At 38.8% G+C, this 8020-nt stretch carries 12 protein-coding genes; 3 read left to right on the top strand and 9 right to left on the bottom strand.

Annotated features, from left to right (window positions below):
* From V6C71_24870 to V6C71_24855, 4 genes are all read right to left on the bottom strand, one after another.
* Positions 1-128: photosystem II q(b) protein (locus V6C71_24870; protein ID HEY9771690.1), on the bottom strand; the 128-nt coding region annotated here is incomplete at its 3' end.
* A gap of 179 nt (positions 129-307) precedes the next feature.
* Positions 308-775 carry a nuclear transport factor 2 family protein gene (locus tag V6C71_24865; GenBank protein ID HEY9771689.1) on the bottom strand — a complete coding sequence of 156 codons (468 nt, stop codon included), beginning with the start codon at positions 773-775 and terminating at the stop codon, positions 308-310.
* Positions 776-807: 32 nt separating this feature from the next.
* Positions 808-1680, bottom strand: coding sequence for an S-methyl-5'-thioadenosine phosphorylase (locus tag V6C71_24860; protein ID HEY9771688.1), 873 nt, complete (start codon positions 1678-1680; stop codon positions 808-810).
* Positions 1681-1790: 110 nt separating this feature from the next.
* Complete coding sequence (locus tag V6C71_24855) at positions 1791-2288, bottom strand: hypothetical protein (protein HEY9771687.1); 498 nt, start codon at positions 2286-2288, stop codon at positions 1791-1793.
* A 224-nt stretch (positions 2289-2512) separates the two neighbouring features.
* On the opposite strand from V6C71_24855, the gene V6C71_24850 reads away from it, so the two are divergent.
* Positions 2513-3022, top strand: a complete 510-nt coding sequence (locus V6C71_24850) for a phycobiliprotein lyase (GenBank protein HEY9771686.1) — start codon at positions 2513-2515, stop codon at positions 3020-3022.
* An 83-nt stretch (positions 3023-3105) separates the two neighbouring features.
* On the opposite strand, the gene hisIE is transcribed toward V6C71_24850, so the two are convergent.
* The 5 genes from hisIE to V6C71_24825 all read right to left on the bottom strand — a co-directional run bounded on the left by hisIE (position 3106) and on the right by V6C71_24825 (position 6852).
* The gene (gene hisIE, locus V6C71_24845; protein ID HEY9771685.1) at positions 3106-3747 is read right to left on the bottom strand and encodes a bifunctional phosphoribosyl-AMP cyclohydrolase/phosphoribosyl-ATP diphosphatase HisIE; all 642 of its coding nucleotides are present in this window, start codon (positions 3745-3747) and stop codon (positions 3106-3108) included.
* Positions 3748-3908: 161 nt separating this feature from the next.
* Positions 3909-5549 carry a CTP synthase gene (locus V6C71_24840; GenBank protein ID HEY9771684.1) on the bottom strand — a complete coding sequence of 547 codons (1641 nt, stop codon included), beginning with the start codon at positions 5547-5549 and terminating at the stop codon, positions 3909-3911.
* A gap of 96 nt (positions 5550-5645) precedes the next feature.
* Positions 5646-5870 (bottom strand): hypothetical protein, encoded by a 225-nt coding sequence (locus tag V6C71_24835; protein ID HEY9771683.1) that lies wholly within the window; start codon positions 5868-5870, stop codon positions 5646-5648.
* Between the two features lie 453 nt (positions 5871-6323).
* Positions 6324-6545, bottom strand: a complete 222-nt coding sequence (locus tag V6C71_24830; protein ID HEY9771682.1) for a hypothetical protein — start codon at positions 6543-6545, stop codon at positions 6324-6326.
* Positions 6546-6681: 136 nt separating this feature from the next.
* Complete coding sequence (locus tag V6C71_24825) at positions 6682-6852, bottom strand: hypothetical protein (protein HEY9771681.1); 171 nt, start codon at positions 6850-6852, stop codon at positions 6682-6684.
* Positions 6853-6952: 100 nt separating this feature from the next.
* Between V6C71_24825 and V6C71_24820 the strand changes: the two genes are divergently transcribed.
* Together V6C71_24820 and V6C71_24815 are read left to right on the top strand one after the other, a co-directional pair.
* Positions 6953-7168, top strand: coding sequence for a DUF2839 domain-containing protein (locus V6C71_24820; protein ID HEY9771680.1), 216 nt, complete (start codon positions 6953-6955; stop codon positions 7166-7168).
* Between the two features lie 57 nt (positions 7169-7225).
* Entirely contained in the window at positions 7226-7852 is a 627-nt protein-coding gene (locus V6C71_24815) for a CPP1-like family protein (protein ID HEY9771679.1), read from the top strand.
* The last annotated feature ends 168 nt before the right edge of the window (positions 7853-8020 follow it).

Raw genomic sequence — 8020 nt, 5'->3', positions numbered from 1 at the left:
GCTAGGAGTGTCGGGATCATCAAGACGCCAAACCAGCCGATATAGATTCGGTTGTTGGTGCTAGTAATCCACTGACAGAAGTTCTCCCATGCTCCGCGGGTTTCGCGTTGCTGTAAAGTAGTTGTCATCTGTTTTATGATTGCGTTTTATTTATTTGTCTAGGTTCGTTCTTTTGGGAACTAGACTTGAGACGGGATAATAATGTGTCTCTTTTGTCTATATATATTATATCCTAGCTAAGTATTTCTACTTTATCAAGGTATATTACATTCTTATTAGTAAAGTTAAATATAAGCCTAACTTATATTTAACTTTTTTTCTTCTCAATATATTCTCGCCAGTAAACTATTTTTCCATCTTTTAATTCAAAGATAATGGCATCTTCGGCATAGCTTTCTTTTCCAGTCTGACGGTTTTGATCGCGCCAATCCCATTGCACTGCACCCTGCGCTTCATCAATAATAATCCGTTTAATTTCAACACTCGTCTGATTAAACTGTCTGAAGTAATCTTGTGCTGCGTTTTCGATCTGCTGTTTGTCCTCGAACTTAAAACCAGCAGCGATAAAAACTGCATCATCAGCAAAGTCATCAGCGATCGCCTGAGCATCTTGTAATTCCCAAGCTTTAGCTTGTCGCATTACCATTTCAGTAATTTGTTCTTTCATAAGCAAAGGTTGAGCTATGGTTTGCTGCATCAAGAGAGTATTGAACAAAATAGCGATCGACACTCCAATAATAATTAATAAACTTGAATATTTTTGTCTGATGTTCAATTTCTCAACTGGCAAATTACTATGCTATTGGCTTATAAATAATTCTTAATCAGTAATTCGAGTTTTTCCTTAGCTGATTTAGAAATTTGCTCGCGAGGAGTCAAGATGGCGTATTTCAAAGCCGAATGAGCTGCCGATTGAGGAGGATTAGTGTTTAAGCTTTTTACTGTGGCTTGGATTACCTTTTGGGCATTAATCGCATTGCGCTGAAGGTTAGCGACCACCATTTCTACCGTAACGTTGTCATGATCGCCATGCCAGCAGTCATAGTCTGTAACTAAAGCTAGAGTAGCATAAGCAATTTCGGCTTCTCTGGCTAGCTTGGCTTCTGGTAAATTAGTCATGCCAATTATAGTTGCTCCCCAGCTACGATAAAGTTGAGATTCTGCTTTAGTCGAAAATGCGGGACCTTCCATACAGACATAAGTGCCTCCACGATGCAAATCAACTTCGGCTAGATTTAATGATTCGACTGCATCAGCTAAAACACCAGCCAAGTTTGGACAGATAGGCTCGCCAAAAGCAATATGAGCGACTAATCCTGCGCCAAAAAAAGTAGATACGCGATTTTTAGTGCGATCGATAAACTGATCGGGAATTACCATATCTAGGGGTTTGGCTGCCTCCTTTAAAGAGCCAACCGCAGAAGCAGAAATAATGTATTCCACCCCTAACTGTTTCATAGCGTGAATATTGGCACGAAAAGGTAATTCGCTAGGAAGAAGATGATGGTTACGTCCATGCCGAGCCAAGAAAGCTACCGTAGCTTCTTCTAGTTGACCGACAATCAAAGAATCAGAAGGATCGCCAAAAGGAGTAGATAATTTTATTTCCCGAACATCTTTGAGAGCGTTCATTTTATATAGACCACTACCACCAATGATGCCGATTTTTGCTTCTACCATAAGTTTGCCAAGTGTAATTTAAATTATGCTCGATTATTTTAGCGATACTAAGTGCTAATAATTAAACAATGCTATTGCAGGTTATCTAAAATATATAGTGTATAGCTTAATTAATCCTCAACTTCAGTTGCCAAAACTAAAGGCATTATTTCTGCACCTGGAGTAAAAGTAAGGTTGCTAGCAATGCGATCGCGTAGTAGTTTCGCAATCATTTGATTAAGGCGGTACATTTCTGGACATGAATTGTAGCGATATTTTACATCAATAACGCGCTGCTTTTTCAGGATTATCGTTTGATTTTTTTTCTTTTCTTCTATCTGCTTACTACGGTTACGTAGAAAGACGTCGGGTTTTTCGTCTCGGCCTTTTAAATCTGGTAAGGTTTCCGACAAAGAGTTACGCCAGTATCCTTTATAGTTTTCGCTTTTAGGATTTTTGTATAGTTTAAAGCTATCTAAAGTTGGAATATATAAAGCATAAAATTCTCCTTCTTTGACTACTTGAAAACATCCCCAATCTTTTTCCTGTCGATTTAGTAAAATGTCGAGAGATAATTCTAAAGAAGGCAAATCGGTAATAGAAGTCGGATAATTTGGTCGGCTATTCATAGGTTGAAAAAATTGCAGTATTGCTAAGAAACCCAAGTTATGCTATATCGAGCTTGTTCAAAAAAGTGGTTTAATAAGCTTGGCAAAGACCCAAGCCATTATTATATGTAACTCAAGTAGATGATTCACCCTCAAAGCGGCGCTGTAATCTATAGGAGCAATCAGCTTTCAGAAAGGGGCAATAATTCTATAAAATTTTTATAGACTAACAGAATAATATAATCATGAATTTACAAAAATTTCTAAATTTAAGTGCAGGAAAATGGTTTAGTCAGCGTACCAACTATTTTCTAGATGAGAATAAATCAGTTAGTAGTAAAGCCGATATTACTCTTGAGTTTATTCCGCCCGATGATGCGCAGGCGTTAGAACTGTGTCAAAAACATCATTTAGACTCTAACTTGATCGTCGGTGGTACAGTTCAAAGCTGGGATAACTCTGTAGACTGGGGCAAAACCAAACAAGTAGGTTCTGCCACCATTATTTTAGTTAAAGATTTAGAAAACGATCGCACTGGAAAATTAATTCGTCCTGAAGATGCTAAAATCTGCGGGCGTTATGTTTTAGCTGAAGATGAAGCTCTTACTCTAATCATTGAAACAGATAAAATGTATGCTGAGGAACGCCAGTGGTTTGCTAGTGACAATTTTAGAATGCGTACCACCGTAGTTAAATATAGTGATGGTAAGAAGCAAACCTCTTTTTATTCAGAAATTCGCAAAGCAGCAGTTTAATAATGATTAGCGAGCGTCAATATTAGGATGAGGCATTACAAAAGTAGCAAATTATTGCCTCCATCGCCCTCATTCCCTCAAAACTAGCCTCTTCTAGACTGTAATTGTCGATAAACATCGCGAATATCTACGTTGTGGTAAGCTAAGGCAACCAAGGTATGATATAGCAAATCTGCTACTTCAGAAGCGATCGCGCTACTGTCGTCATCTTTACAGGCCATGACTACTTCGGCTGATTCTTCACCAATCTTTTTGAGGATTTTATTATCACCTCCTGCAAGCAGCTTACAGGTATAGGAAGTTTCAGTCGGGTTAGCCAGGCGATCGCAAATAACTCGGTATACTTCTGATAGGGTATCGGCGGGGGGCGCGACTTTGGTATCGCCTATCTGATGAAAACAGCTGCGTTCTCCTGTATGACAGGCAATCCCGCCAATTTGCTCAATAGTAATCAACAAAGCATCACTATCGCAGTCGTAGCGAAGCGATCGCACTTTCTGAATATGTCCAGAAGTTGCACCTTTATGCCATAATTGCTGACGGGATCTACTCCAGTACCAGGTTTCGCCAGTTTCCAAAGTTTTTTGTAATGAATCCTGGTTCATCCACGCCATCATCAAGACTGTACCATCTAAATAATCTTGGGCGATCGCCGGTACTAATCCTTGTTCGTTGTAGCGAATTTTATCTAAAGGAATATTATTCTTAATTTTGCTGGTGAACATTCTATTGTGCTAATTAAAAAGCCATATACAGAAGAAAATTTGAAAGAGTGTGAGTTAGAAAGTACATCAATACAAATGTTTTTTCCGTCCTCATGCTTCACTGTTCATCTCTTGAGAGAGTCAGTCTTATATTGTTACGTAAAAAAGTGACAGCTCCAAGATCAGTTTACTGTAGATATCGGAATGTGTTTTTCTTTAGATAAGTTGTTTCTGGTCAAGGCTGCTTTAACTAAACCCAAAAATAAGGGATGAGGATTATTGGGGCGAGAACGAAACTCAGGATGGAACTGAGTAGCGATAAAAAATGGATGATTAGGCATTTCAATAATTTCTACTAAACGTCCATCAGGAGATGTGCCACTAATTTCGTAGTCTGTTTCTAACAGTAGGCTGCGATAGGCGTTGTTAAATTCATACCGATGGCGATGGCGTTCATAAATTACTTCAGTCTGATATAGAGAATGAGCTAGGGTATCAGGTTTTAAACGGCAGGGATAAGTTCCCAAACGCATTGTACCGCCTAGGTCGATTACATCTTGTTGTTCTGGCAGAATATTGATAATTGGGTTAGGGCTTTCGGGGGCAAACTCAGCACTATTAGCATCCTTCAGTTGAGCTACGTTGCGCGCCCATTCGATCGCACAACACTGCATCCCCAAGCACAAGCCCAAAAACGGAATATTAGCAGTACGAGCATATTCGATCGCGGCAACTTTCCCATCTACTCCACGAATACCAAAGCCTCCAGGAACAATTACCCCACCAACATCATCAAGATATTTAGCTGCACCATACTCTTCAATATCTTCGGCATTTACCCAACGCAGATTTACTTCGCAATCAGCAGCGATCGCGCCATGTCCTAGAGCTTCTACTACCGACAAATAAGCATCACTAAGTCGAATATATTTTCCCACGATCGCTACTTGAATTTTAGGGCGAATCGAGTTCATTTTAATCACCAAATTGCGCCAGTTTTGCAAATCTGGTTGACGTTGTTCTAGGTGTAATAACTCCAAGGTTCTTTGAGCCAATCCTTCTTGTTCTAAAATCAAAGGCACTTCATAAATAGTGCTGGCGTCAAGGGAGGTAACGACTGAATCAACCTCTACATCGCAAAATTCCGCGATTTTCTCTTTAATTCCCGGAAATAAAGGGCGATCGCTACGGCAAACTAATACGTCTGGCTGAATCCCAATCGAACGCAGTTCTTTAACCGAGTGTTGCGTCGGTTTAGTTTTCATTTCCCCTGCTGCGGTAATCCAAGGAATTAAAGTAACGTGCATATATACTACATTATTTCTGCCTACATCTTTACGAAACTGACGAATCGCCTCCATAAAAGGTAAAGATTCAATATCCCCTACCGTACCGCCAATTTCTGTCAGCACGATATCCGAACCTGTATTATTAGCAACGCGATGAATTCTTTCTTTAATTTCGTTAGTAATATGAGGAATTACCTGAACTGTACCGCCATCATAATCTCCTCGTCGTTCTTTATTAAGTACCGCCTGATAAATTGATCCCGTAGTTACGCTGTTGAGGCGGGACATTGAAGTATCAGTAAAACGTTCATAATGTCCTAAATCAAGATCTGTTTCAGCACCATCATCAGTGACAAATACTTCCCCGTGTTGATAAGGACTCATTGTACCAGGATCGACATTAATGTAAGGGTCGAGCTTTAAAATTGATACTGAATAGTCCCGCGATTTTAATAATCTGCCCAAACTGGCTGCGACAATACCCTTACCAATGCTAGATACGACTCCGCCAGTAATAAACACAAATTTAGCCATAATATTTCTCCATAATGTTTGCTTGATAACAGTTCATATTTTTTCCCCGTCGAATTGTGTCAAGCACGAAGCTTGACTGATAACTAAAGTTTCTACTCAGCTATTTTGATGTAGATAGATTAAAGGAGTAAGAACGCTTAGCTGGGAGAGTAACGGAACTTCTCGTCCTTGACAATCTCCGCGACGATGACATTCGTTCTGCCCAATCTGTATGTCGCGATCGCCGCGATCGGTAATTAAGTCAACGTTACTAAATAAATTCAAAATACTATAAAGTTCTCGCTGTTTAACTTTTTCCAATTCAGCTAATTGTCTTGTCACTGGATAAGTCTAAATTTGGCTAACATTGATAGAAATTATGATGTAATTCGTTGTAGTCAGTCGAACAGAATAAACTGGATCAATTAGTTCAGTAGGCTTAATAATTTGCTCATTAGCTGGTAAAAAAATAAAATTTGGGTTAGTGTTATGACTACAAACCCATAACCATACTGGAAAAAGCCTGCAATAACAAGCTTTATATTAGTTTAAACTTAACTCAAAGGAACAACTGATTATCTTTCTGGGGTTTTTTCGGTTTAGTGCCTAATAGCTAATATTTTACATTTTATTAAACGGCAAATAAAATTAACCTTCTATTTGCCAAAGAGTCATTAAATAGTCCCGTATGTTGAAAAATTTTTCTCATTGAACATAAGGTTTATTTTCTGTGTCTAAGTCTTGCATCAAGCGATGCTTTGCTTACGCAGAGTGTCATCTCGCGCCAATACCAAATCAGCAGCAAGCGACATATTTATATCGGTCACCGAGTCGCCGAGCGCCATTTTTTCCTGAGCAGGATATTTTGCCATAGCGATCGCTTGATTCAACCAACTCAGTATCACTTTCGATTTCGCAATAGGCTCGTAAAAATAATTCTGTTGTATCAACTTCTCCCGCATATATGGCTGTAACACGATTGGTTAGCTGCTGTCGATCTAAAACTGCTCTTACCATCTCCATTAATCCTCCAGAGATAACAACCAGGGGAATTGTTAAATAATTAAGAAAATCTAAAGATTTTTTCAGCCCTAGACGTATAGGCTGTTAAGCAATATATTCAGTGATGTCAGGGTAATCATCACTCTTTGATTTAACCAAAAGCTTGTTTTACTAACTGTTTAAGAATCATTTCTCGCCTATAAATCATTGGTAATAATTTATAGGCTACTTCAGGAGTAAACTTTTCCAGGACACCAACAAAAGTATCTTGGCTGGTAATTGTGCCGTCAAAATCACCGAAAACAACTCTTGAAGGATTCATTATTATTAATAAAATGTAGATAGAAAACTGGTTTATTGCTTAACCAGAAAACGCTATGATCGACTCACTACTAACTTGTTGAGAGTCAATAGTTAATATTATGGGAGAATCAAAACGTCGTAAAGCAGCATTAGGAAACCAATATGGTCAGAAATCTGAGCGAATTCTGCCTTGGGTGCCTATTACTAAAGCTCAAGCCGAAAAATTTATTAAACTAACTAGTAAAGGAGCTTGGATTGGTATAGGTGTGATGATCGCCGTTTGGTTTACTGTCAGGTTTATTGGACCAGCATTAGGTTTCTGGGAAGTTTATTAAAAAAGTCGCCTGGCAGAGCAAAAGAATTTAAAATAGATATATAGAACAGGTTAAGAGATGAGCGAACAAAATCCCTACGAACAACTTGGGGTCACCGAAAATTCTTCATTTGAAGAAATACAGGCTGCCAAAAAACGGCTTTACGAACAACATGGTAATGATAGTGCTGTGTTAGAAAAAGTAGAAATCGCTTACGACACGATTATTATGGATCGCTTGCGATTACGCCAAGAAGGAAAAATTAAAGTCCCTGAAAAAATTCGTTTTCCCGAACGCAATTTGGAAAAGACCTTAAAAGTTCCTCAAATTGTTAACGACAAATCTGCGGTTTGGTTACAAGAGTTGATCGATACTCCTTCTCAGGCAGATATTTTATGGCCATCAGGTATTTTCTTAACTTTATCGGCGATCGCCGTATTTTCTCAAAATTCAGGAGGTTCGATACTTCCACTACTAATGGCTTTAGGCTTTATTGCCAATATTTACTTCCTTAATCGCAAAGAAGGACGTTCTGGAAGAGCATTTTTAATTAGCTTTATAGCCCTGTTTGCCGGAATTGCTCTTGGTACAGGGTTAGCTAATCTACTTCTGGGTCAAGGTGGTGTGACTGTTTTAGGTGGAGATCAATTCGCTTCAGCAGTTACTTTTTGTTTATTTTGGTTGGTAAGCTGTTTTTTGCGCTAATCTCGACATCTATTACCAAAGTATGGTTCATATATTTGTCATTCCCATCGCGCCTTTGTTGGTCTTTGACTTGTCAAACTAAGCTATCGCGGTGGGATTTTTCTCGGTGTCAGGTTAAAGACCTAAAACCGTCACTGCTAGCGGATTAATCTTATCTTTTAATCTGTC

The organism is Coleofasciculaceae cyanobacterium (assembly GCA_036703275.1).
In the GTDB taxonomy this organism is placed as follows: Bacteria; Cyanobacteriota; Cyanobacteriia; order Cyanobacteriales; family Xenococcaceae; genus Waterburya.
This window is presented reverse-complemented; position numbering and strand designations above follow the sequence as displayed.